Source organism: Bradyrhizobium betae (assembly GCF_004123905.1).
Lineage (GTDB): Bacteria > Pseudomonadota > Alphaproteobacteria > Rhizobiales > Xanthobacteraceae > Bradyrhizobium > Bradyrhizobium betae_A.
The window spans coordinates 69,601-93,869 of record NZ_MZXW01000057.1 but is presented as its reverse complement, the minus strand read 5'-3'; the positions used below and the strand labels follow the sequence as shown (position 1 = coordinate 93,869).

17 protein-coding genes and 1 pseudogene are annotated in these 24,269 nt (G+C 65.9%); 8 read left to right on the top strand and 10 right to left on the bottom strand.

Going from position 1 to position 24,269, the window contains the following annotated elements:
* Positions 1-74 precede the first annotated feature (74 nt).
* Positions 75-575: a MarR family winged helix-turn-helix transcriptional regulator gene (locus B5V03_RS40945; protein WP_164988647.1), complete on the bottom strand. Its 501-nt coding sequence runs from the start codon at positions 573-575 to the stop codon at positions 75-77.
* Positions 576-672: 97 nt separating this feature from the next.
* On the opposite strand from B5V03_RS40945, the gene B5V03_RS40940 reads away from it, so the two are divergent.
* Entirely contained in the window at positions 673-4,020 is a 3,348-nt protein-coding gene (locus B5V03_RS40940) for an acetyl-CoA carboxylase family protein (RefSeq protein ID WP_129276070.1), read from the top strand.
* A gap of 26 nt (positions 4,021-4,046) precedes the next feature.
* Positions 4,047-5,780 (top strand): AMP-binding protein, encoded by a 1,734-nt coding sequence (locus B5V03_RS40935; RefSeq protein ID WP_129276069.1) that lies wholly within the window; start codon positions 4,047-4,049, stop codon positions 5,778-5,780.
* A 24-nt stretch (positions 5,781-5,804) separates the two neighbouring features.
* Here the strand turns inward: B5V03_RS40935 and B5V03_RS40930 are convergent, their stop codons facing one another.
* The 9 genes from B5V03_RS40930 to B5V03_RS40890 form a co-directional block, all read right to left on the bottom strand.
* Entirely contained in the window at positions 5,805-7,019 is a 1,215-nt protein-coding gene (locus B5V03_RS40930; protein ID WP_245502499.1) for an ABC transporter substrate-binding protein, read from the bottom strand.
* A gap of 157 nt (positions 7,020-7,176) precedes the next feature.
* Entirely contained in the window at positions 7,177-8,301 is a 1,125-nt protein-coding gene (locus B5V03_RS40925) for a CaiB/BaiF CoA transferase family protein (RefSeq protein ID WP_129276068.1), read from the bottom strand.
* Positions 8,298-9,959 carry an AMP-binding protein gene (locus B5V03_RS40920; protein ID WP_129276067.1) on the bottom strand — a complete coding sequence of 554 codons (1,662 nt, stop codon included), beginning with the start codon at positions 9,957-9,959 and terminating at the stop codon, positions 8,298-8,300. Before B5V03_RS40920 ends, B5V03_RS40925 begins: the two co-directional genes overlap by 4 nt.
* A gap of 12 nt (positions 9,960-9,971) precedes the next feature.
* Positions 9,972-11,171 (bottom strand): ABC transporter substrate-binding protein, encoded by a 1,200-nt coding sequence (locus tag B5V03_RS40915; RefSeq protein ID WP_129276066.1) that lies wholly within the window; start codon positions 11,169-11,171, stop codon positions 9,972-9,974.
* Positions 11,172-11,227: 56 nt separating this feature from the next.
* Entirely contained in the window at positions 11,228-12,808 is a 1,581-nt protein-coding gene (locus B5V03_RS40910; RefSeq protein ID WP_129276065.1) for an acyl-CoA carboxylase subunit beta, read from the bottom strand.
* Positions 12,805-13,578: an ABC transporter ATP-binding protein gene (locus B5V03_RS40905; protein WP_129276064.1), complete on the bottom strand. Its 774-nt coding sequence runs from the start codon at positions 13,576-13,578 to the stop codon at positions 12,805-12,807. The genes B5V03_RS40910 and B5V03_RS40905 overlap by 4 nt, the downstream gene beginning before the upstream one ends.
* On the bottom strand, positions 13,575-15,362 hold the full coding sequence (locus B5V03_RS40900) for a branched-chain amino acid ABC transporter ATP-binding protein/permease (protein ID WP_129276063.1): 1,788 nt from the start codon (positions 15,360-15,362) through the stop codon (positions 13,575-13,577). Before B5V03_RS40900 ends, B5V03_RS40905 begins: the two co-directional genes overlap by 4 nt.
* Before the next feature lie 2 nt (positions 15,363-15,364).
* A complete protein-coding gene (locus tag B5V03_RS40895; RefSeq protein WP_129276062.1) occupies positions 15,365-16,243 on the bottom strand; it encodes a branched-chain amino acid ABC transporter permease in 879 nt (292 codons plus the stop codon).
* A 10-nt stretch (positions 16,244-16,253) separates the two neighbouring features.
* Positions 16,254-17,489: an ABC transporter substrate-binding protein gene (locus B5V03_RS40890; RefSeq protein ID WP_129276061.1), complete on the bottom strand. Its 1,236-nt coding sequence runs from the start codon at positions 17,487-17,489 to the stop codon at positions 16,254-16,256.
* A gap of 177 nt (positions 17,490-17,666) precedes the next feature.
* On the opposite strand from B5V03_RS40890, the gene B5V03_RS40885 reads away from it, so the two are divergent.
* From B5V03_RS40885 to B5V03_RS40860, 6 genes and pseudogenes are all read left to right on the top strand, one after another.
* A complete protein-coding gene (locus B5V03_RS40885; RefSeq protein ID WP_164988646.1) occupies positions 17,667-18,272 on the top strand; it encodes a TetR/AcrR family transcriptional regulator in 606 nt (201 codons plus the stop codon).
* Positions 18,273-18,327: 55 nt separating this feature from the next.
* Entirely contained in the window at positions 18,328-19,959 is a 1,632-nt protein-coding gene (locus tag B5V03_RS40880; protein ID WP_129276059.1) for an AMP-binding protein, read from the top strand.
* Positions 19,956-21,473 carry an acyl-CoA carboxylase subunit beta gene (locus B5V03_RS40875; RefSeq protein ID WP_129276058.1) on the top strand — a complete coding sequence of 506 codons (1,518 nt, stop codon included), beginning with the start codon at positions 19,956-19,958 and terminating at the stop codon, positions 21,471-21,473. The genes B5V03_RS40880 and B5V03_RS40875 overlap by 4 nt, the downstream gene beginning before the upstream one ends.
* 132 nt (positions 21,474-21,605) lie before the next feature.
* A complete protein-coding gene (locus B5V03_RS40870) occupies positions 21,606-21,827 on the top strand; it encodes a biotin/lipoyl-binding carrier protein (protein ID WP_129276057.1) in 222 nt (73 codons plus the stop codon).
* A gap of 250 nt (positions 21,828-22,077) precedes the next feature.
* Positions 22,078-23,328 carry an acetyl-CoA C-acetyltransferase gene (locus B5V03_RS40865; protein WP_129276056.1) on the top strand — a complete coding sequence of 417 codons (1,251 nt, stop codon included), beginning with the start codon at positions 22,078-22,080 and terminating at the stop codon, positions 23,326-23,328.
* Positions 23,329-23,346: 18 nt separating this feature from the next.
* A pseudogene (locus B5V03_RS40860) lies at positions 23,347-24,128 on the top strand (SDR family NAD(P)-dependent oxidoreductase).
* Positions 24,129-24,269: the final 141 nt, after the last annotated feature.

The following is a 24,269-nucleotide window of genomic DNA, read 5'->3' as shown; positions in this document are numbered from 1 at the left end:
GGGCGACTTGAATGGCCCCGGTCGTTTGGACTTGCCGGGGCTTCCTTCTGTCCCGCGCGGGTGGGCGCGGTCGTTCAATTTCGGTCGGGCCCGATTGCACGCAACCCCCGCGCAATGCGGGCCAGCGTTTCGATGCAATCGGTCATCTCCGTCGCAGACACGCCCTTGGTCCCTTGCCGGAAGAATTCGAGCGAGCGCTGGTGAAGATCCTTCCAGGCTTCGATGCCGTCCTGTGTGAGGCGCACCATTCTCTTTCGGCGGTCGTCCTCGGCCTCGATGCGCTCCACCAGGCCCTTCTTTTCCAGTCCCTTCAGCACGGCATCAAGATTTTGGCGGCTCACGCCGAGATAGGCATAGAGTTCGGCGAACAGCATGCCCTCGGGGTCGCGGTACAGCGCGCCCAGCGTCGCGCCCGTCACGGCCGAGAAGCCCAGCTCGCGCATGGCCTGCGTCTCGTAGATGTTGGCGGCCTGAAACAGCCTGAAAAACAGCTTGTTGTTGAGATGGTCCCGCGAGGAATTGCCGGCCGGCAGGTCGCGGCCGGCTCTCGTCGCAATCTTGATGGCTGTCGGCATCGCGCGTTTTTCTCCAACTGTGTAATGATATTGACATAATATCGGCTTGTCCATAGCCTTTGGCGCGGCTGAAGCCCGCGAGCTGGGAAGGATCGACATGCCGTTTCGCAAGATGCTCATCGCCAACCGCGGAGAAATCGCGCTGCGCATCGCGCGGGCGGCATTTGAGCTCGATATCCCGGTCGTCGCTGTGTTTCCTGCAGATGACGCGGGCTCCGCCCATGCGCGGATCGGCGGCGAGAGGCGCGAATTGCCCGGAGTTGGTGCTGCAGCCTATCTCGATATCGCGGCGATCGTCGATGCGGCGCGGCAGACCGGTTGTGACGCGGTGCACCCCGGATATGGATTCCTCTCGGAGAATCCCGGTTTCGCGCGGGCCGTGGCCGCGGCCGGCATGACGTTCATCGGCCCGGCCGCGGCGACGCTTGAGCTGTTCGGCGACAAGTCGGAGGCGCGGCGGCATGCGCGCGGCGCCGGCGTACCCGTGCTGGAGGGATCGGCGGGGCCGGTATCGCAGGCGGAGGCCGCAGCGTTTCTCGGCAAGCTCGGCCGCGGCGGAGCGATCATGGTCAAGGCCGTCGCCGGGGGCGGCGGCCGCGGCATGCGCGTGGTGTCGTCGCCGGCGGAGCTTGCCCGCGCCTGGGAGCGTTGCCGGTCCGAGGCGCTGGCCGCGTTTGGCGCCGCTGCGCTGTACGTCGAACGCTACCTGCCGAATGCGCGTCATCTCGAGGTGCAGATTGTTGGCGATGGGCAGGATGTCCTCCACTTCGGCGAGCGCGAATGCACCATCCAGCGGCGTCACCAGAAGGTGGTTGAGATGGCGCCCAGCCGGAGTCTGGCGCCAAAGATTCGTGAGGCGCTTTGCGGGGCAGCGGTCCGCATGGCCGGCGCGGCGGCCTATCGAGGCCTCGGTACCTTCGAGTTCCTGATGCCTGCGGAAGGCGGCGAGTTCGTCTTCATCGAGGCCAATCCGCGCTTGCAGGTGGAGCACACGGTGACCGAGGAGATCTACGGGATCGACCTGGTCAAGACCCAGATCAGGGTCGCTTCAGGCCTGCGGCTGCGCGACATAGGTCTCGGCAGCGTCCCCGTTGCGCGCGGCGGGGCAATCCAGTTCCGCGTCAACATGGAGCGGATGACGGCTGACGGCGGCGCGCGGCCGACCGGCGGCGTGCTGACCGGCTTCACCTTGCCGGGTGGTCCGGGCATCCGCGTCGATACGTTCGGCTATGTCGGCTATCGCACCAGCCCCCGGTACGATTCATTGCTAGCGAAGGTGATCGCGTATTCGCCGGAAGGCATGGACGACGCCATCCGGCGCGGGCGGCGGGCCCTCGAAGAGTTTCGCATCGACGGCGTCGAAACCAACATTCCCGTCTTGCGGGCACTCACGGAGAACGGTGATTTTCTGGCCGACCGCGTGTCGACCAACTTCCTGGAGCAGCACCTCGAAAGTATCCTCGCGGCCGCGGCCCAATTGACCAACAGGGATGAGCCGCCGGCCAAGCGCTCCAGGGACGTCCGTGCCATCGATCCGCTCGGCGTCTTCGATGCCAGGGCGGCTATCGCCCCGCCGCAGTCGAGCGGGGGACGCACGAGAGAGGCCGTCCACGTTCCGGAAGGACTTGTCGCGGTGCCGGCGCCGCTGCAGGGAACGATCGTTGCCTGCAATGTGGCGAGGGGCGACCGGGTGCGTGCAGGACAGCAGCTGCTCGCGATCGAGGCGATGAAGATGGAGCACGTCGTCGCGGCACCGGTGGCGGGCGTCGTCGAGGACATTCTGGTTGTGGCCGGCGACACGATCTTCGAAGGCGAGGCCTTACTGCACATCAGCCCTTCCGATGACGCCGGTGCGGGTTTCGAGGAGGCCGAGGCGATCGACCTCGACCACATAAGGGGAGATCTGGCCGAAGCGATGGCGCGCCGCGCGGAACGGCTCGACGAAGGCCGTGCCGATGCCGTCGCGCGCCGCCGCAAGACCAACCAGCGCACCGCGCGCGAGAATGTCGCAGACCTCTGCGATCCCGACTCGTTCCTCGAGTATGGTGGCCTCGCGCTCGCGGCGCAGCGCCAACGGCGTTCGCTGGAGGAGCTGCGCCGCATGAGTCCGGCCGATGGCCTGATCACGGGCGTCGGTGCCGTCAACGGCGAGCTGTTCGGAGACGAGCAGTCCCGCTGCGCGGTCATGGCCTACGACTACACCGTGTTCGCGGGCACGCAGGGCGTCGTCAATCACAAGAAGAAGGATCGCCTGCTGACGCTCGCCGACCGATGGGCACTTCCCGTGGTGCTGTTCGCGGAAGGTGGCGGCGGCCGGCCCGGCGACGAATGGCCGACGCCCGCGGGGCTGGAAACCACGACGTTTTCGAAGACCGGGGCCCTCAACGGCAAGGTGCCGCTCGTGGGCGTGGTCTCGGGACGATGCTTTGCGGGGAACGCTGCGCTGCTGGGCAGCTGCGACGTCATCATTGCAGACCGGACGTCGAACATCGGCATGGGGGGGCCGGCGATGATCGAGGGCGGCGGCCTCGGTGTGTTTCGCCCCGAGGACATCGGCCCGGTCGAGGTGCAGGCGCCTAACGGGGTGATCGACGTTCTGGTCGCGGACGAGGCGGAGGGCGTTGCCGCCGCCCGCAAATATATCGGATACTTCCAAGGGCGGGTGCGTGACTGGTCATGCGCCGACCAGCGCCTGCTGCGCCACGGCGTGCCGGAGAACCGGCTCCGCGCCTATGACGTGCGGCCGATCATCGCGACGCTTGCCGATGCAGGCTCCGTGCTCGAACTGCGTCCGTCCTTCGGGCGTGGCATGATCACGGCGCTCGCCCGCGTCGAAGGCATCCCCGTCGGTCTGATCGCGAATGATTCACGTCATCTCGGCGGCGCCATCGATGCCGACGGCGGCGACAAGGCAGCGCGCTTCATCCAGCTCTGCGACGGGTTCGGCATTCCCATCATCTCGCTGTGCGACACGCCAGGGATGATGGTGGGACCGGAGGTCGAGAAGACCGCCCAGGTGCGGCACGTCTCGCGGGTGTTCGTCGCGGCGTCGCGGGCAACGGTGCCGTATTTCACGGTGGTGCTGCGCAAGGCCTATGGGCTCGGCGCGCTGGCGATGGCCGGCGGATCGAGCCAGATGTCGTTCTTCATGGTGGCCTGGCCGAGCGCCGAGTTCGGCGCCATGGGCCTCGAAGGCGCGGTGAAGCTCGCCTACCGGAAGGAACTCGCAGCGATCGAGGACCCTGCTGCACGAAAAGCCTGGTTCGATCAGATGGTCGCCAAATCCTACGAGGAGAACAGGGCGCTGAGCGGCGCGACCTTCCTCGAGGTCGACGACGTCATCGATCCCTGCGAGACCCGGCGCTGGATTGCCCGCGGGCTCAAGGCGTCGATGCAGCCGGGCCGCTTCAGCGAAAGGCGAACGACGCGTGTCGACTTGTGGTGAGCGCACCACAACCAAGGGAGGAAACAATGACAAGGGAAAAACCCGACACGGACTACACACGGAGCGAAGAGAGTTATTTGGCTCACGTTCGCGGCCTGCAAGCGGGGCTGTGGCCGGCCGGCGTTCCCAGGGAGCCGGTGTTTCCGCTCGGCCGACGGCCGTTGACGGAGTATCTGCGCGAATGGGCGCGGCGGCAGCCCGACAAGGCGGCGGTGCTGTTCTACGGCTGTGCCCTCAGCTATGCCGAGCTCGATCGTCTCAGCGATCGCTTTGCGAGCCTGCTGCATCGCCTCGGCGCGCGCAAGGGAGACCGCGTCGCGATGTTCCTGCCGAATTGCCCGCAGTTCTTTGTCTGCTTCTTCGGCATCCTCAAGGCAGGCTGCGTTCACGTGCCCGTCAACCCGATGTTCACCCGGCCCGAGCTCGCTTACGAGATCAACGACACGCAGTCGCGGATCGTGGTCGCGCACGACCAGTTGGCCCATCTCGTCGAAGAGGTCCTCCAGGAGTGCGGCATCACACATCTCGTCGTCACGAGCTTTGGCGATGCGTTGGGTGCGGAGCCGGAAGGGCCCTTGCCGCCAGCGTTGACGGCGCCGCGGCTCGCAGTCGCCGATTCCATCGATCTCATGGCTGCGCTTGCGCGGGAGACCGGCACTCCGCCGCAGGTCGACATCGGCCTGGACGACATCGGGGCCCTGAACTACACGGGCGGCACCACCGGCATGCCGAAGGGCTGCGTCCACACCCAATTCGACATGCTGTTCACAGGCGCCGTCATGGGCTCGGTGTCGATGACGGTCACCGCTGAGGACGTCATCATCAATTTTTGGCCGATATTCTGGATGGCCGGCGAGGATCTCGGCATCATCCTGCCGATGGTGACGGGCGCAACCTGCGTGCTGATGGCGCGTTGGGACCCGCAGGCCTACATGTCCGCGGTCCAGCGCCATCGCGCGACTATCTCGAACATGGTCGTGGACAACGCGGTCGAGATCATGAACCGGCCGGACGCGAACCAGTATGACATGAGCTCGTTGCGCGAAGTTATGGTGGCGTCCTTCGTCAAGAAGCTCAATCCGGTCTTCCGCGACGGCTGGCGCAGGCTAACCGGCACGACCTTGCGCGAGGCGGCCTGGGGGATGACCGAGACCCATTCCTACGACGCCTTCAACCGCGGCTGGCAGGACGATGAGCGCGACCTCAAGCAGCGCCAGATCTTCTGCGGCATCCCCGTGCCGGAGACCGACTTCAAGATCCTCGAATTCGGCTCGGACCGGCTGCTCCCGCTCGGCGAGGAGGGCGAATTGTGCGTGCGCACGCCGTCGCTGCTGAAGGGCTATTGGAACAAGCCGGATGCGACCGCTGAAGGCCTCGTCGACGGCTGGCTGCGAACCGGTGACATCGGCATGATCTCGGAGCAGGGCACCATCCACTTCCTCGGTCGGCGCAAGGAGATGCTGAAGGTGAAGGGCATGAGCGTGTTTCCTTCGGAGATCGAGGCGGCGCTCGGCCAGCATCCCGACGTCACCGGAAGCGGCGTCATCGGCCGGGTTGACGACAGTCGCGGACAGGTCCCGGTTGCCTTCGTCACGGTGTTGCCGGAGCGCAAGGCGGCCACGACCGCCGACGTGCTCGCGGTCTTCTGCCGGGAACGCCTCGCGGTCTACAAGATCCCTGAAATCCGGATCGTCGACGCCTTGCCGATGACGGCGACCGGCAAGGTCAAGAAGGAGGAGCTCGCCCGGCTTTACGGCTGAGCGAGCCCGTTCCTCATGCGAGGCTCACTTCCTGATGAGCTTGCATTCGCTTTCGCTGGCCGGGATGAAGGCGTCCAATCCCGGCATCTTCTTGACCAGCGTGATCAGGTCGGTCGGACCGCTCATGGCGTCGGGCTTCTTCGTCTCGGCGTAGTAGACCTCGCGCATCAGGCGCCCGTCTTCACGGATGCGGGCGCCCGAGGTGAAGAGATCCTCGACGGGCGTCTCCCTCATCTTCGCCAGCACAGCATTCGTCTCGCTGGTTCCGGCCGCCTTCACCGATTTCAGATAATGCAGCACCGCGCTGTAGACGTTGGCCTGCGGATCGCTCGGCAGCTTGCCGAAGGCCTTCTTGAATCGCGCGGCGAACGCCTTGGTCTGGTCGGAGGCGTCCCAGTAATAGCTCAGCACCAGCGGCATGCCCTGCGTGGCCGCGTTGCCGAGCGCGTCGATGTCCACCGTCGTCAGCGAGAACGGCACGAAGCGCTGGCCGGTGCGGTCGATGCCGAACTCCGCCGCCTGCTTGATCGCGTTGGTCATGTCGGCGCCCCCGCCGATGAAGCCGATGTTCTTGGCGCCGGAATTCTGCGCCTGCAGCAGGAACGAGCTGAAATCCGGCGTGTTGAGCGGAAACCGCACGGCGCCGACGAACTTGCCGCCGTCCTGCTCGATCATCTTCTGGGAATCGCGTTCGATCGAGTGCCCCGCCGCGTAATCGACGGTCAGGAAGAACCAGGACGTCGGCTTGCCGTCGGATGCGCCCTTGATAGTCAGGTTGGCGACTTCGTAGCCGTCATTGGCCCATTGCATGCCGTTCGGCGAGCAGGACTTGCCGCTGATGTCGCGGCTCGACGCCATCGACACCACCAGCAGCTTGTTCTTCTGTTCGGCGATGCCCTGCACGGCGAGCGCGACGCCGGAGCTGTAGATGTCGAAGATCGCGTCGACGCCTTCGACGTCGAACCAGCGCCGTGCGATTGCCGAGCCGATATCCGGCTTGTGGCTGTGGTCCGCGGAAATCAGCTCGATCGGCTTGCCGAACATCGTGCCGCCCATGTCCTCGATGGCGAGGCGCGCAGCCGCGACCGATCCGGGGCCGGTGATGGCGGAGTAGACTGAGGCCTGGTCGTTCAGGACGCCGATCTTGACCGGCCTGTCCTGGGCGGAAGCCATGCCCATGCCTGCGACGGCTGCCAAGAGCGCAAGCGATGCAAGCGTCGTCGTCCTTGTCCGCATCATTCTGTCCTCCCCGTGGTTTCATTAGATCTTTGCATCCACGTTTTCACGGAGGTCGATATATGTCAATATCTTTACATGAATGGCGGCGTCGATCCGTTGACGGTATTCGGCGCCCGCCGGATGAAGGGGCGTCGCGATCGGTGAGGGAGACGTGACGTCACGCCAGCAGGCGGTCGACCAGCGGCTGTGCGAGCCCCCAACGGTGCAGGACCTCGCCTGTGTCGTCGCCGGAGATGCGGGCGGAGCGCGGCAGCGTTGCCGGCGTGCGGCTGAAGCGCGGCGCCGGGGCCGGCTGGATCACTTCGTCGATCGTGACGAAGGTGCTGCGCGCGATGTTGTGCGGGTCGTTGGGCGCCTTGTCCCAGTCGAGCACGGGCGCGATGCAGGTGTCGTCGTTTCCGAGAAGCGCGATCCACGCGGCGCAGCTCCGGGTGCGAAACATCGTCGTGAGCTGATGCTTCTGCGCCGGCCATTTTGACTTGTTCATCTGGTCGTCGAACAGTGGGTCGGTCAATCCGCAAAGCGTGCGGAAACGGGCATAGAATTGCGGTTCGATGGCACCAAGCGCGATGAATTCTCCGTCGGCGCATTCATAGGTGTCATAGAACGGCGCGCCACCGTCGAGCAGATTGTCGCCGCGCTCGTTGCTCTGGCGTCCAGAGGCGCGGCCGGCATAGCGTCCTGCAGCCAGCAGGGCGACGCCGTCGGTCATGGCGGCGTCGACCACCTGTCCTTGGCCTGAGGCGCGGGCCTCCAGCAGGGCGGCCATGACGCCCAAGGCCAGGAACATCGCGCCGCCGCCGAAGTCGCCGACCAGGTTCAGCGGCGGCGGCGGTGGCGAGCCGGGCCGGCCGATCGCATGCAGCGCTCCGGTCAGGGCGATGTAATTGATGTCGTGCCCGGCGCGCTGCGCGAGCGGGCCGTCCTGGCCCCAGCCCGTCATGCGGCCATAGACGAGACGCGGATTGCGCGCGAGGCAGATGTCGGGTCCAAGGTCCAGGCGCTCCATCACGCCCGGGCGATAGCCCTCGATCAGTACCTCGGCCTTCTCGATCAGGGCGAGAGCGTTTGTGACTGCGTCGCTCTCGCGCAAGTCGAGATCGACAAAGCGGCAGCCACGCCCGGTCACGTCGAAGCGTGGCTCGGTGTCGAACATGCTGCCGCCCGGCCGGCGAATCCGGACGACCTCTGCGCCGAGATCCGCCAGCAGCATGGCGCAGAATGGGCCTGGACCGATGCCGGCCATCTCGACCACGCGCAGGCCGGCGAGCGGACCGCTCATCGGCCGATGTCTCCGGCGCCGCCGAGGCTTGCGAGTTTCTCGCGGCGGACTCTGAGCCCGGCCGCTTCGCGGTCCCATGCGTCACTGGCGAGGCCGTCGGCACGCAGCAGGTGCTTCTGCACCTTCTGTGTCGGCGTCTTCGGCAGCTCCCGCATGATCCGGATGTAGCGCGGGATCATGAAATGCGCGAGCCGCGGCCGCAGCCATTCAATCAGGGCGGCAGCGTCGATCGTTCGTCCGGCGCCCGGTGCGACCACGGCCAGCACCTCGTCCTCGCCGAACTCGCTGGGAACGCCGACGACCGCGACCTCGCGGACGTCGGGGTGTGCGTTGATCGCGGCCTCGACCTCGAACGAGGAGATGTTCTCGCCGCGCCGCCGGATCGCGTCCTTGATGCGGTCGACGAAGAAGAACTCGCCGCGCTCGTTCTGGCGGAAGGCATCGCCGGTGTGGAACCATCCGTTGCGCCAGGCCCGCGCGGTCGCTTCCGGATTGCCGTAATAGCCATGGCTCATGGCCCAGGGCGCATCCGTGCGCAAGACGAGCTCGCCGGTCTTGCCCGGTGCGATCTCGACGTCGTTTTCGTCGACAATGCGGGCAAACACGCCGGGGCGGGGACGGCCACAGGTGCCGAGTGTCTCCGGAGCGCGCTCGGAGATGATCGGCCATGAGGTCTCGGTCATGTTGAACACTGTGTAGACCTCGACGCCGAAGCGCTCGCCGAACTCCCTAAAGCCGTCGGCCAGCGGCACGATGTTGACGACGCGCAGCGTATGGTCGCGGTCGCCCGGACCCGGCGGCTCCTTGAGAAGGAAGGGCAGCATGGCGCCGAGCAGGGTCAAATAGGTGGATTGCGTTCGCCGCACCGTGTCCCAGAACGAGCGCGTGTCGAAGGATTTGACGAGCGCGATCGATCCGCCCTTCACCAGCATGCGGTAGACCGCCCCCGTGCCGCTCATGTGGAACAGCGGCAGATTGACCAGGTTGCGATCGTCCGCCGTCAGCGGTGCGAAAGCGAGCGCGCTGGAGGCGCAATGCATGTAGGTGCAGAGCACGCCTTTCGACGGGCCGGTCGTGCCCGACGTGTAGATGATCATCTGGTTGTCCCAGGGCATGATCGGCTGTTGCAGAGGCTCCGGCTCGGCGGACACGGAGAGCTCAGCGGCATCATGATGACGGAAGCCGGAAAGCCGTTTGTCGCCGGCGTCCGGCCCGATCGGCAGCAGGTCGGTCAGCGCGCAGCGGTCGATGTCGCGCAGTCGGTCCACGAGCCCTGCGTGCGAGATGAGTAGCTTCGCGCCGGAGATCCGGACGGCGTTCTCCAGAACCTGTCCGCGCCAGGCGATGTTCATGGGGACGTAGACGGCGCCGATGTAGTTGATGGCGAACCAGATGCGCAGCGCATCCGGACTGTTGGGCAGCCAAGTGAGGACGTGATCTCCTTGGGCAACCCCCATGCCTTGCAGCGCCGCGGCGGCGCGGCGAACGGTCGCGCGGGTCTGGGCGTAGGTCCACTCGTGGCCGTCGTCGAAGCGGACGAAGACCTTGTCGGGGATGTCCACCGCATTGCGGTCGAGAACGTCGCGCAGGACGCAGATTTCGGGCGCCAGAACGCGCGGGTCGCTCCAGGGCGTCGCTGCTGCGCTGGTGCCTTGCATGTCCGCCATTTCCTAGATCGCGCGCTTGCGGAACACCGCCATCGCCTTGGGATCGCGGCCCGACAGCAGCGTTGCCATCGTCATGTCCTCGATCGAGATCGCGGCGTGATTGGTCGGCGTGAAGTTCAGATTGCCGAGCAGGCCCTTGTAGTCCTTGGTCGCATCCATGGCGCGCTTGACCTTCTCGGGATCGAACGACTTCTCCTGTTCGATCGCCGCGCGCACCATGTGGAGGAAGTCATAGAACGGCGAGGCGGCGACATTGACGCCGGTCTCCTTGGTTTCGGGAAAGGCGTTCGCCTTCTTCGCGAAGTCCATCTGCCGGGTCCCGATCTCGTCCTTGTCGCTCCAGGTCAGCGTCTTGTAGTAGGTGCCGGCCGCGTTCTGTAGCGCTTCCGCGGGCACGAGATCGAGCAGCGAATCCGCGAACAATGCGCTGTGGCCGGCGATCGCCGGATAGTATTTCTGGCTGTGCATGGAGTTGAAGCCCTTGGCTGTGATCGGCGTCGAGCCGGTCCAGTACAGCACGCCGTCTGCGCCGGCCTTGCGCAAATTGCCGACATAGCCGTTGAGGTCCGGCGCCGTGATCGGGAACACCTCGACCCCCACCGGGCTTACGCCGAGCTTCTTCAGGATGGTGTGGCAGGCCGCCACGACCTGCTCGCCATAGGCGGTGTTCTCCTGAAGAATGCCGATCTTCTTCAGCTTCAGTGTCTCGACGAGGTAGCGCGACGCCATCTCCGCCTGGAGGTCGGAATTGAACGTGCATTGATAGTGCCAGGGGTAGCGCGTGCCGTCCCCGGCCTCCGAGGCGATCGCATACATGGTGGTGATGGTCTTGGCCGGGGTCGTGACCGCGAGTGCAGCCAGCGATTGGCTCGATCCGGTGGGGCCGCAGATATAGCGGACGCCGGCTTCCTGGAGTTTCTTGACGACGGCGGGCTCGCGTGCGGGAGAGGCTTCGTCGTCCTCCTCCTGTCGCACGATCTTGCGGCCCATCACGCCGCCGCTGGCATTGATCTCGTCGATCGCGATCAGCCCGCCGATATAGAGCGGAGCATAGGAGGAGGCGAGCCGGCCGGTCGTCGGTCGCACCCAGCCCACATTGAAGGTGTCGTCCGCGGCGAAGGCCGGCCGGAGCAGGGCGCTGGCGCCGAGTGCCGCGGCGCTGCCGAGAAACAGGCGGCGGTCCAGGTTGCGTTGGGTCGTCATGGCACTCCTCCCTTTTATTTCAATGTCGCTTGCGTGCGCCGCGGCCTGCTCCGGTGCTAGATCGGCGCGATCGACCGGAATTTTGGCGGTTGATCGGGCTCGCGCCGCGGCGGTGCCTGCGCGAAGATCTCGATGATGCGCCGGCGTGTGGTGCGCGGATCGATCACGTCGTCCACGCCGAAACCCTCGGCCGCGTGGATGGAGCCGGTCTGCGCGCGCGTCTCCTCGATCATCTCCCGCCGGCGGACCTGCGGATCGGGGGCCGACATGTACTCTTTCCGGAATGCCACATCGATCGCGCCCTCGATCGACATCGCGCAGATCTGCGCCGACGGCCAGGCAAAGGACGCATCGGAATCGAAGGCGCGGCCGCCGTTCATGGCGAAATAGCCGAGGCCAAAGCCCTTGCGGATCACCACCGAGACGCGCGGCACGCTGGCATGGCCCCATTCGTGGATCAGCTTGGCGCTGCGCCGCCCGAGTGTGGTGCGTTCCGCCGCCGAGCCGATGTAGAAGCCGGGCACGTCGATGAGCGAGATCAACGGCAGGCCATAGGCATCGCAGAGCGCAATGAAGTGGGCGCCTTTCTCGCAGGCGTTGGCATCGAGGATGCCGCCGATGCGCATCGGCTGGTTGGCGATGAAGCCGACGGGCCGGCCGCCGAGCCGCGCGAAGCTCGTGATGAGGTTGGCGGCGAAGGTCGGCTTGATCTCGAACGGGCTGCCGGTGTCGGCGATGCCGCTGACGATCTGGCGCATGTCGTAAGCGCGCCGCGTCGAGGGCGGCACGATGTCGAGCAGCGCCTCGTCGCCGCGGTCGGCGGGATCGTTGGTTGCGGCCACGGGCAGCGGCTTGCGCGCGTTCGCCGGCAGATAGGACAGGAAGCGCCTGGCTGCCGCAAAAGCCTCGTCCTCGTTGGCGACGCCGAGATCGGCAAGGCCCTGCTTGTCGACCTGAACCGCGGCGCCGCCGAGGGTCTCCTGGTCGGTGTCTTCGCCGGTTCCAGCCTTCACCAGCGCCGGTCCCGCGAGGCCCATCACGGACTGGCCGCGCACCATAATCACGAGATCGGCAAGGCCCGCGTAGTTGGTCGGTCCGGCAAAGCCTGCGCCCAGCATCAGTGCCACCATCGGAATCCAGCCCGACGCCCGCGCGAGGTCGTGAAACATGCTGTTGGCCTGGGCGAAGTGCCGCGAGTTCTGTCCGCCCTGGATCCGGTGGCCGCCGCCGTCGAGCATCATGACCACGGGGATGCCGCGGCGGATGGCGATTCTGACCATGCGATGGGTTTTGGCGCTTCCGAGCTTGCCGATGCTGCCGCCGAAGACGCTGAAATCCTGCGCGACGATCGCGACGGGCCGCCCGTCGATGCGCGCCGTGCCGGTGACGACGCCGTCGGCCGGCGATTTGTCGCGCGGATGCGGCTGGCCGGCTTCCGATTCTTCGGATGCGAGCGCGCCGATCTCGTCGAACGTATCGGGGTCGACCAGCCGTGCGATCCGCGCACGCGGCGACAGGCGGCCGCGCTCGGCCAGCCGCTTCATCGCCTCGGGACGCGCCTCGTCCATCAATTTGGCGCGCTCGCTCTCGATGTCTGCGAGAATCTGCCGTTGTCCGGCGTCCGGATGCGAGGTCATGGTCGGCCCTGTCGTGCTTCGGAATGATGCGGCGCGCCGTGCTCGCCCATGAACGCGGCGTGCAGGGCGGCGCCGGCGGCGATTTCGGCGGCCGGGCCGCTGGTGATGACGCGGCCGTTCTGCATGACATAGGCGTCGTCGGCAATCTCGAGCGCGCGCTCGACCATCTGCTCGACGAGGAGAATGGCGACGCGCTGCGCCCTTAGCGTGAGGATGGCGGCCAGCACTTGGTCCACCAGCACGGGCGCAAGCCCGAGCGACGGCTCGTCGAGCATCAGCAGCTTCGGCTCGCGCATCATCGCCTGCGCGATGGCGAGCATCTGCTGCTGGCCGCCGGACAGGCTGCCGGCCGGCAGTTCCATCTTTTCGCGTAAAATCGGAAAGAGCTGGTGGATACATTCGACGCGCCAGTGATGGTCCTGTTCGGTCAGGCGCAGGCCATAGCGACCGAGCTCGATATTGTCGGCAACGCTTTGGCGCCGAAACAGCCGCCGGCCTTCGGCGACATGCAGCAGGCCGGCCTTGACGATGGCATTTGGCGGCGCGGTCGTGATGTCGCTTCCATCGAAAGTGACCTTGCCCGAGGTCGGCCGATTGAGGCCGGACAAGGCACGCAGCAAGGTCGACTTGCCGGCGCCGTTGCGGCCGACCAGCACGACGATGCGTCCCTGGCGCACATCGATGGAGACGTTCTCCAGCACGCGGACGTGGCCATAGCCTGCGTCGACATTGCTGGCCGATAGCAGTGGCAGGGAGACCGTGGCCTTCATGCGGGCACCCCTGCTTTCAGCGCCCGCTCGCCCATATAGGCCCGCATCACGCGCTCGTCGTTGAACACCATGGCAGGCTTGCCCGCGGCGAGCACGGTGCCGCGATCGAGAACGGTGACATCGCTTGCGACATTGGCGACGAGATCGAGATGGTGTTCGACGATGACGATCGTGGCGCCGAGGCCGCAGATGCGCATGATCAGCCGTTCGAGCCGCTCCAACTCGGACATCGATAGCCCGGCTGCGGGCTCGTCGAGTAGGATCAACCGTGCGCCGCCCATCATCGCGCGGGCGATCTCGATCAGCCGCTGCTGGCCGTGCGGAATCTCGCCGGCCTCGACATCGGCGCGGTCGGCGACGCCGACGAAGTGCAGGAAGCCGAGCGCCTCCTGCCGCAATCGGCGTGCTTCGGCGCGGGCGGAGGGCAGTCGCAGCGCCGTCGCAAGTAGCCCGGCGCGCTCACGCGTGTAGGCGCCGAGCATGACGTTGTCGAGCGCCGTCAGGTCGGCGATCAGCCTCGGGGTCTGGAAGGTGCGTCCGACGCCGCGGGCGGCGATCTTCTGTGCGCTGGAGCCGAGCGCCTCCACCCCGCCGATCTTCACGCTGCCGGCATCGGGCACATAATATCCGCTGGCGAGATTGAGCAGCGTGGTCTTGCCGGAGCCGTTTGGCCCGACGATGGCGCAGCAGCTTCCGGCGGGGACGGAAAGATCCACCCCGTCGAGCGCGAGCACGCCGCCGAATTGTTTGCGCAGGCCGGAAATGTCGAGTGCAAGCCCCGCGATCGGCGGGTGTTCTCTGGCCTCCGAGGCGTCCGCAGCAGCACCTGCTTTTGGCGGTGCCGGAGCAAAGCGCCGCCACGCTTGGCGCAGCGCGCCGTAGAGGCCATGCGGCGCGAATAGCATGAGGCCGAGCAGCAGGCCGCCATAGATCAGCATGCGCCAGCTTTGCAGGCCGGCCAGCAGTTCGGGGATGAGGAAGAACACGAGCGCGCCGATGATCGGTCCCCACGGCGTGCCGAGGCCACCGAGCACGACGGTCAGCAGGAAGAAGATCGAGAAGTCGGCGGTAAAGTCGTCCGGCGTGACCACCGTTTTCTGCACGGCGAAGAAGGCGCCAGCGACGCCCGCGAGCGCAGCCGAGATCACGAAGGCTGTGAGCTTGGTCCGCTGCGGCGAGGCCCCGATCGCAAGCGCCGCCGGCTCGACGTCGCGCACGGCGACGAAAGCGCGGCCGAAACGCGAATGGACGATATTGCGCACCAGGATGAAGGCGACGACGGTGACTGCGACCACTGTATAATAGAGCGGCCGCGGGCCGAATTCGTGACCGAAGGCGGAGGGTGGCGGCACCCCAACGACGCCGGCAAAGCCCTTCGTCAGCCAGCGCCATTCGACGATCATCTTCTCGAAGACGAGCGCAAAGGCGAGCGTGATGAAGGCGAAGTACCAGGTGTTGAGCCTAAACGCGGGCAGGGCGGCGAGCACGCCGAGGCCGGCCGCCAGCACCATCCCGACCACGGCCGCGGCCCAGAACGGCCAATGATGATCGACGGTTAGAAGCGCGACCGAGTAGGCGCCGATTGCAACAAAGGCGGCGTGCCCGAGCGAGACCTGGCCGGCATAGCCGGCGAGCAGATTGAGGCCGATCGCCGCGATGACGTAGATGCCGAGCTGGGTCGCGACGAAAAGCGCATAGGAGTTGGCGCCGACGAAGGCGGGCAGTGCGAGCGCAGCGCCGAGCGCGGCGGCCTGTGCGACGTAGGGGACGACGGCGCGCAACATGGTCAGACCGTCCGTGCGTTCGGGCTGCCGAACAGGCCTTCCGGCTTCAGCAGCAGCACGGCCAGCACGACCATGAAGATCACCGCCTCCTGATAGCCGGGCGACAGCAGCGAGGCGCCGACCGCCTCCGTCACGCCGATGACATAACCGGCAATAAGCGCTCCGCGGTTGTTGCCGATCGAGCCGACCGCAGCCGCCGCAAAACCCTTGAGCAGCAGATCCGGGCCGAGCGAGGTCGAAGCATAGAGAATGGGCGCGGCGAGCACGCCGGTCATCGCCGCGAAAGCCGCGCCGAGGAAAAACGACCAGCGACCGAGACTGCCGGGGTCGATGCCGCGCAATAGCGCAGCCTCGCGGTCTTCGGCGACGGCCATCACGGCCTTGCCCTTGAGGGTGCGGTACACCCGCTCGACGATGGCGACGAGAACCACGGTCAGCAGCACGAGCGCGATCTCGTAGGACGAAATGCGCGACGAGGCGATATCGAGCGAGTCCATGCTCAGCAGCGCCGGCGGCTTGACCAGGATCGGGTCGGGTCCCCAGAAGCGTCCGACCAGGTTGGAGATGATCAGCGAGGTCGCGAGCGTGGTGATGACCCAGCCCGTTCCGGTCTGCGACCGCGCCAGGATGGGCGCGACCGCGATGCGCTCCTCTACTAGCCCGATGCATCCGACAGCGAGAAGCGTCGCTGCGAACGCGACGAACCATGGCATCCCCGCGAGCGAGGTGAGGCTCGCAAAGATCATCGCGCCGAGCATGACGAGCTCGCCCTGCGCGAAATTGAACACGTTGGTCGGTCGGTAGAGAATGTTGAAGCTCACCGCGACCAGTGCGTACAGGCTGCCGGCGACGATGCCGTGCGCGAAGACGTCGATATCCATCGGCTGGCCTTCACTGGCCGGGTGCGCGGGCGCGCAGGCAGCCCATCGCGCGCGGATCCTGTCCCGAGGCGACCGCGACCAGCACGACGTCCTTTGCCCCGACGCCTGAATGATTCTCCGGCGTGAAGGAGATGTCGCCGAGCAGGCCCTTGTGATTCTTGAGATTGTCGAGCCCGCGCTTGATCGCTTCGGGCTCGAAGCTCTTCTCCGATTCGATCGCAGCCTTTAGGCAATAGAGGAAATCGTAATAGGGCGCGGCGGCGACGTTGACCTCGTAGCCCTTCGCCTCCGGGTACTGCGCGAGCTTCCTGGCGAATTCGAGCTGCCGCGCTCCGGGCTGCTCGGTCTCGGTCCAGGTGAAGTTGCGGTAGTAGGTCGCGAACACGTTCTTGATGGTTTCGGCAGGCACCAGATCGAACAGGGCCGGCAGCATCAGGCCGCTGTGGCCGGTGACCGGCGGAGACCATTTCAACGTCTTCATCGCGTTGAAGATCATCGCGGCATTCGGAACGTTGGCGATCCAGCCGATCACGCCGTCCGCGCCGGCCTTCTGCAAGTTGCCGACATAGGCCGACAGGTCGGGCGCAGAGATCGGATAGACCTGCTCGCTGACCGGCGTCAGGCCGAACTTCTTCTGCAGGATCGCCTTCGTTGCGGCTGTGCCCTGCTCGCCGAACGCGGTGTTCTCCTGGAGGATGCCGATCTTCTTCAGGCCGAGCGTCTTGATCATGTATTCGACGCAGACGTCGGCCTGCTGGTCGGTGTTGAACATGATCTGGTAGTGATAGGGATATTTGCGGCCATCGCCGGCTTCCGCGGCGGCGGCATAGGTCGCCTGGATGGTCTTGGCCGACGTCGCGGCCGCGATCGAGGCCAGCGATTGCGAACTGCCGGTCGGTCCGACGAAACATCCGACATCCTGCTCGCGCAGCTTGCGCACGATGCCCGGCTCCTTCGCTGGCGAGGCTTCGTCATCCTCCTCGACGCGCGCGATCTGGCGGCCCAAAATGCCGCCGGCGGCGTTGATCTCGTCGACGGCGATAAGCCCGCCGAAATAGAGCGGCGCAAAGGAGGAGGCGAGGCGGCCGGTGGTCGGCCTGATCCATCCGACCTTGAAGGCTTGCTGTTGCTGCGCGAAGGCGGCGCTGGCGAACGAGGCGGCGCCGAGCTGTGCGGCGAGCCGCAGCAATGCGCGTCGGTCGATGACGTTGCGGGCGAGCAGAGGGATTGCGGGCGTCGAGCGCATGCAGTTTCTCTCCCAAGGTGGCGGCTCTTTGGTCGGCCGCAATTTGGCGCGATCATAATACTTGTTGACCGACCAGCAAGTGAATTATTAAGGTCAGCCATGGTTTCTTCAGCGCCTCAACTCAAGACTAAGCCTATGTCGCGGCAGGATGAGCGGCGACGTGCGTCAGATGCGCGCATGCTGCGCGCGGCGATGTCGACCATTGCGCAGAAGGGCGCGGCGGGCGCGACGCTTGCCGAGATCGGTCTCGCCGCCGGCTTCAGCCGTGGGCTGCCGGCCGAGCGGTTCGGCACCAAGTTCGCGCTCTTGAATGCGCTGATGGATTTCATGGAGGGCTGGTTTGCCGAGCGGTTGAGCCATGCGATCGGCGAGAAGGTCGGCATCGACGCGGTGCGGGCGCGGCTCGACGCGCATGTCGACAGTGCCTGCGCGAGCCCGGTGGCCACCGCCGCGCTCTATTCGCTGTTCGTCGAATCGCTGTGCGCAATCCCGGAGCTGCAGCCACGCACGCGCGCGCTGAGCGCCAGCTTCCACGACGGCTTTCGCCTGCATCTCGAGCAGGCACGCCGCGCCGGCGAACTCCGCGAGGGGGTGGATTGCGCGAAGATGGCCAACATCCTGGCCGGGATGCTGCGCGGCCTGATCATCCAGTCGCTGCTCGAGGGCGATGCGACCGGGCTTGCGACCAACCGGGCGCAGATTCACGCATTCATCGACGCGGGCCTGCGCAAGCGCGTCGACGGCGCGGGGCAACACGCGCCCGGCCGCCGCAAGAACAGCTGACGGCGTTCGCGCCGGAATCAACGACCGCCTGAAGGCGGCGCAATGGGAGGCGCCAATGAGTGGCGACAACGATCGTCTGTCCCCGTCGGACAGATACGTGCTGCGCAATCTGGTCGATCGTTATGCGCGCGAGCGCGGCCACAAGACCTTTGTCGTGCTGTCGACGGGTGAGGAATGGAGCTACACGCGGCTGCGTGACAATGTACGCCGGGTCGCCGCCAACCTGCAGGCGCTCGGCGTCAAGCAGGACGATTTCGTTCTGTCCTGGCTCCCCAACGGTCCGCATTCGATCGCGGTCTGGTTCGCGCTGAACTACATCGGCGCGGTATACGTGCCGGTAAACGTCTCCTATCGCGGACGGTTGCTGGCCCACGTGATCAGGAACTCCGGCGCGCGGCTGATGATCGCCGACGCACGGCTTGCCGAGCGGCTCGGCGAGGTGGAGACCGCCGCGCTGGATACCCTGGTCACGGTGGCGGGCGAGCCGCCGCAGGGCCTGTCTGGCATACGCGGCCTGACCGAGGACGCGCTGTCGTCAGCAACCTCCGAGCCGGCCGATCCGGCGCGCGAGATCATGCCCTGGGATACGCATGCGGTGATCTACACCTCCGGCACTACGGGCCCCTCCAAAGGCGTACTGTCCTCCTATCGCCATCTGGCGGCGACGACAGAGGCGATCGATACCGTGACTTCGGACGACCGCGCGATGGTGAACCTGCCGCTGTTCCATGTCGGCGGCACCAGTGGCGTGTACCGAATGCTGGTGCGCGGCGGGTCCATCGCGCTGGTCGAGTCATTCGACACCCAGACCTTCTGGGACACCGTGCGCCGGACCGGCGCCACCACCACGACGCTGCTCGGCGCGATGATCCCGTTCCTGATGAAGGCGCCGCCGAGCCCCCGCGATCGTGATCATACGTTCCGGCAAGCGATCATGGTGCCGCTGGCCGACGACGCGGCGGAGTTCACCGCGCGTTTCGGCGTCGACATCTACACGGTCTTCAACATGACGGAGATCTCGTGCCCGATCGTTTCGGTGTGCAATCCCGACGTGCCCAAGACCTGCGGCCGCATCCGCGCCGGCTTCGAGGCGCGGGTGGTCGATGCCAACAACGTCGAGGTGCCGCACGGTACCGTCGGCGAGCTGATGGTGCGCGCCGACGAACCCTGGACCATGAACCACGGCTACAACGCCAACCCGGAGGCGACCGCGCGCGCCTGGCGCAATGGCTGGTTCCACACCGGCGACGCGTTTCGCCGCGACGATGCCGGCAATTTTTTCTTCGTCGACCGCATCAAGGATGCCATCCGCCGCCGCGGCGAGAACATCTCCTCCTTCGAGGTCGAGGCCGAGATCGGCGCACATCCGAAGGTGCGCGAAAGTGCCGTGGTCGGCGTCCCCAGCGAGTTCGGCGAGGACGAGGTCATGGCCGTCGTCTCTCCCGTGCCCGGGGCCGACATCGACCCGCTCGAGATCATCTCGTTCCTGACGCCGCGGCTGCCGCACTTCATGGTGCCGCGCTACGTCCGCCTTCTGGCGGAACTGCCGAAGACGCCGACGCAGAAGATCGAGAAGCACGTGCTGCGCTCGGAAGGCGTGACCGGCGACACCTGGGATCGCGAGCGGGCGGGGATCCGCCTCAAGCGCGAGAAGCTGACCGCCGGAGATTTGAAGGTTACACGATGAAGGACGATACCAAGTTGCGCGCCGATCTCAGGCTCGTTCTCGACGCCCAGGCCGCGCGTCTCGATGCGGCGCGCCCCGCAGCCGTCGCGCGCCAGGACAAGCGTGGCCGCTGGACGGTGCGCCGTGCGGTCGAAGCCATCGCAGATCACGACAGCTTCGTCGAATATGGCGGGCTGGTGCGTCCTGCGACCAAGGGCATGGAAGGCGCGGCCGACGGGCTCGTGATGGGAACGGCCAAGGTCGGCGGACGGCCGATCGATCTGGTGCTCTACGACTACTCGGTCTATGCCGGCACCCAGAGTGCGATGAACCACGCCAAGATCACGCGGATGTTCTCGCATGCCGAGAAACACCGGCTGCCGGTGATCTGCTGGCTCGACGGCGGCGGCGCCCGGCCACACGATATGCACGTTACCGCAAGGCCCTCGACGCCGACCTTCGTTGTGTATGCCCGCCTGTCCGGCCTCGTGCCGACGGTCGGCATCTCGCCGGGCCGCGCCTTTGCGGGGCACGCCAATCTCGCCGGTCTGTGTGACGTCCTGATCGCCACCGAGGATTCGGCCATGGGCATGGCGGGGCCACCGCTGGTCGAAGCCGCGCTCGGCAAGAAATACACGCCGGAAGAGATCGGCCCGTCGTCGGTGCACTATGCCTCCGGCGTGATCGACATCCTCGTCAAGGACGAGGAAGAGGCGATCGCGGCGGCGAAGAAATATCTCGGTTATTTCGACATGCAGCAGCCGGCGGGCGAGGCACCGGACCAGACGCTGCTGCGCGACCTCGTGCCGGAAAATCCGCGCCGGGCCTACAATGTCCGCACCGTGATCCAGACGCTCTGCGACCTCGACAGCGTGCTGGAGGTCAAGGCGGGCTACGGCAAGGCGGCGGTCACAGCGTTCGGCCGCATCGCGGGCCGCACCGTGGGCATGGTCGCCAATCAGCCGATGTATCTCGCCGGTGCCATGGATACGCCTGCCTGCCTGAAGATGGCGCGCTTCATCCAGATCTGCGACGCTTTCGACATTCCGCTCGTCGTCCTCTGCGACACGCCCGGCTTAATGGTCGGACCAGAGGTCGAGAAGACCGGGTTGATGCGTCACAGCGCGCGCGTGCTGTCGGCGCTCGCCAACGCCACCATTCCGGTGCTGACGGTGGTGCTGCGCAAGGCCTACGGCCTCGGCTATTACATCATGGGCTCGCGCCCGCTCGAGCCGGCGGTCCTTGTTGCGTGGCCTACTGCCGAGTTCGGCGGTATGGGTCTCGAAGGCGCCGTCAACATCATCTACGCGAAGGAGCTTGCGGCTGCGGCGACGCCGGAGGAGCGTGCCGAGCTGCATGCCGGCCTGACCGCGGAGCTGAAGCGCTCGAACACAGCGGTCGAAAGCGGTGCCAAGTTCCTCTACGATGACGTGATCGATCCCGCCGACACGCGCGATATCCTCGTCAAGACGCTGGAGACACTACAGCAGCCCGCGCCGCGCACGACGCGCAAGCGGATCATTGAGCCGTTCTGAGGGCGCAACATGATGAAAGAACTCTGAACCGCGACGAGAAACGGCTGCTGCAACGCGCCGCCGCGATCGCCTTTGGCTGCGAATAATCGAACCGCAGAGTGAGTCAGGTCGAGAAAATAGAAAGGTATCTGAATGGCACGGCTGGAAGCTAAATCGGAGGTCAGCGGCTTCGTCTGGAAGGTGGAAACCGAACTTGGCAAGCGCGTCGCGAAGGGCGACACGCTCATCCTTATCGAATCCATGAAGATGGAGATACCTGTGGTGGCGGAAGCTGACGGTGTGGTCGTGAAGATCTCGGTCGAGGAGGGTGCCGCCGTCAACGAGGGCAACACGGTTGCCGTGTTGGAGATATGAGGCGCGCTGGAAGAAAGAGCCTTTAACGGTGTGCGGACGCAGCCATTCCACCTCACGAAATTGAAACACGGTCCGCGTCGAGCGGGTGAGCAGAAGCTATGCAATGGTGTCCGGCGCCTCCTGGTTTGCCGAGAGCTGCAACGGGCCCGCCTGTGTGGCAGAACGGGGTATCCATGAAGGCGCAAGTGTGCGCATAGCGGAACATCAACTCGCGCCTTGAAGCAAGAACGTTCAAAACCAAGAGGAACGCATGTCTGAAGCATACATTATCGACGCTGTTCGCACGCCGCGGGGCATCGGCAAGCCGGGCAAGGGGGCGCTGTCGCACCTCCATCCGCAGCAGGTGGCCGCAACGGTGCTCAAGGCGCTCAAGGAGCGCAACAACCTTGATACGTCAACGGTCGATGACATCATCTGGTCGACGTCGACCCAGGAAGGCAAGCAGGGCGGCGATCTCGGACGCATGTCGGCGCTCGCCGCCGGGTACGACATCAACGCCAGCGCCACGACGCTGGATCGCTTCTGCGGCGGCGGTATTACATCGGTCAACCTGGCAGCCGCGTCGGTGATGTCGGGAATGGAGGATTGCGTCATCGCCGGAGGTACCGAGATGATGAGCTATCAACAGGCCTTGGCAGCCGAGCGGTCCAAGGCGGGACAGCCGGCGCGGCTGATGGGGGCGGGCAATGCGGCGCTCGATGCCATCCACCCGCAGTCTCACCAGGGGGTGTGCGGCGACGCCATTGCGACCCGCGAAGGCATCAGCCGCGAGGCCTGCGATGCCCTGGCGCTGGTCAGCCAACAGCGCGCCAAGAGGGCAATCGACGAAGGCCGCTTCGCCAAGTCGATGGTGCCTGTCTACAACGAGGACGGCAGCGTTGCCCTCAATCGTGAGGAATTCCCGCGCCCGGAGACGACGGCTGAAGGCCTTGCCGCGCTCAAGCCCAGTTTCGAGCAGCTTGCCGATTTCGATCTCGGCAACGGCGTGACGTTCAAGAAGCAGATCCAGCGCCGCTACGCCGGCCTCGAATGGAAAGGCGTGCATCATGCCGGCAACAGCTCGGGCGTGGTGGACGGCGCAGCCGCGGTCCTGATCACGTCGAAAGAGTACGCTGCGAAAAACGGCCTCAAGCCGCGCGGTCGGATCGTAGCCTATGCCAATCAGGGCGACGACCCGACGCTGATGCTGAACGCTCCGGTTCCGGCCGCCAAGAAGGTTCTCGCCAAGGCTGGCCTGACCACGGACGAGATCGACGTCTGGGAGATCAACGAGGCCTTTGCGGTCGTCGCCGAGAAGTTCATTCGCGATCTCGAGCTTGATCGTGAAAAGGTCAACATCAATGGCGGCTCGATCGCACTCGGCCACCCGATCGGCGCAACCGGATCGATTTTGATTGGCACCGCGCTCGACGAGCTCGAGCGAAGCGGTGGACGCTATGGTCTCGTCACCATGTGTGCCGCCGGCGGAATGGCGCCGGCCATCATCATCGAACGCATCTGACCAGAAAGGGGTACTGCAATGAAACTCGATTCATCGGTTGCCGCGGTGGTCTCCGGCGGCGCCTCCGGCCTCGGCGCAGCCACCTCGCGCGCGCTTGCTGCCCAAGGCGTAAAGGTCGCCATCTTCGACTTCAACGTGGAGAAGGGCGAAGCCGTCGCCAAGGAAATCGGCGGCGTGTTCTGCAAGGTCGATGTCACTTCTGACGCCGAGGTCGATGCGGCCTTTGCCAAGGCCCGTGCGGCGCACGGCCAGGAGCGTATCCTGGTGAACTGCGCAGGCACCGGCAACGCGGTGAAGACCGCCGGCCGGGACAAGAGCACCGGCGAACCCACCCACTTTCCGCTCGATGCCTTCAACCGCATCATCCAGATCAACCTTGTCGGCACTTTCCGCTGCATCGCGAAGTCGGCGAAGGGCATGCTGTCGCTGACCCGCTGGAGGACGGTGAGCGCGGCGCGATCGTCAACACCGCTTCGGTCGCGGCCGAGGACGGGTAGATGGGGCAGGCCGCGTATTCGGCTTCCAAGGGCGGCGTCGTCGGCATGACGCTGCCGATCGCGCGCGACCTGATGAACGAGGGCATCCGCGTCAACACCATCCTGCCGGGCATCTTCAACACGCCGCTGCTGCAGGGAGCGCCGGAAAACGTCAAGGCAGCGCTCAGCGCCTCGGTGCCGTTCCCAAAGCGCCTCGGCCTGCCCGAGGAATATGCACAGCTCGCGCTGACCATGATCACCAACGGCTACTTCAACGGCGAAGACGTCCGCCTCGACGGTGCCATCCGCATGGCCCCCCGCTAGGCCATTTCGCATAAGAGAGGGCGACCGGTCATCAGATCCGATCGCCCAATGATTGCCTGTTGACCCGGACGAGAGCCTTTCCCGTTCCGATGGAATCGGAACGAGGCGCGTCTTCTTGACGCGAGCCGGGGTCCACCTCGC

Bases quoted from the DNA above. Each gene is read 5' to 3' on its own strand.
- B5V03_RS40900 (WP_129276063.1), bottom strand. From the start codon at position 15,362: ATGTTGCGCGCCGTCGTCCCCTACGTCGCACAGGCCGCCGCGCTCGGC.
- B5V03_RS40875 (WP_129276058.1), top strand. From the start codon at position 19,956: ATGAAGGACGATACCAAGTTGCGCGCCGATCTCAGGCTCGTTCTCGAC.
- B5V03_RS40940 (WP_129276070.1), top strand. From the start codon at position 673: ATGCCGTTTCGCAAGATGCTCATCGCCAACCGCGGAGAAATCGCGCTG.
- B5V03_RS40865 (WP_129276056.1), top strand. From the start codon at position 22,078: ATGTCTGAAGCATACATTATCGACGCTGTTCGCACGCCGCGGGGCATC.
- B5V03_RS40905 (WP_129276064.1), bottom strand. From the start codon at position 13,578: ATGAAGGCCACGGTCTCCCTGCCACTGCTATCGGCCAGCAATGTCGAC.
- B5V03_RS40945 (WP_164988647.1), bottom strand. From the start codon at position 575: ATGCCGACAGCCATCAAGATTGCGACGAGAGCCGGCCGCGACCTGCCG.
- B5V03_RS40915 (WP_129276066.1), bottom strand. From the start codon at position 11,171: ATGACGACCCAACGCAACCTGGACCGCCGCCTGTTTCTCGGCAGCGCC.
- B5V03_RS40925 (WP_129276068.1), bottom strand. From the start codon at position 8,301: ATGAGCGGTCCGCTCGCCGGCCTGCGCGTGGTCGAGATGGCCGGCATC.
- B5V03_RS40890 (WP_129276061.1), bottom strand. From the start codon at position 17,489: ATGCGCTCGACGCCCGCAATCCCTCTGCTCGCCCGCAACGTCATCGAC.
- B5V03_RS40895 (WP_129276062.1), bottom strand. From the start codon at position 16,243: ATGGATATCGACGTCTTCGCGCACGGCATCGTCGCCGGCAGCCTGTAC.
- B5V03_RS40935 (WP_129276069.1), top strand. From the start codon at position 4,047: ATGACAAGGGAAAAACCCGACACGGACTACACACGGAGCGAAGAGAGT.
- B5V03_RS40870 (WP_129276057.1), top strand. From the start codon at position 21,606: ATGGCACGGCTGGAAGCTAAATCGGAGGTCAGCGGCTTCGTCTGGAAG.
- B5V03_RS40885 (WP_164988646.1), top strand. From the start codon at position 17,667: ATGCTGCGCGCGGCGATGTCGACCATTGCGCAGAAGGGCGCGGCGGGC.
- B5V03_RS40910 (WP_129276065.1), bottom strand. From the start codon at position 12,808: ATGACCTCGCATCCGGACGCCGGACAACGGCAGATTCTCGCAGACATC.
- B5V03_RS40880 (WP_129276059.1), top strand. From the start codon at position 18,328: ATGAGTGGCGACAACGATCGTCTGTCCCCGTCGGACAGATACGTGCTG.
- B5V03_RS40930 (WP_245502499.1), bottom strand. From the start codon at position 7,019: ATGATGCGGACAAGGACGACGACGCTTGCATCGCTTGCGCTCTTGGCA.
- B5V03_RS40920 (WP_129276067.1), bottom strand. From the start codon at position 9,959: ATGCAAGGCACCAGCGCAGCAGCGACGCCCTGGAGCGACCCGCGCGTT.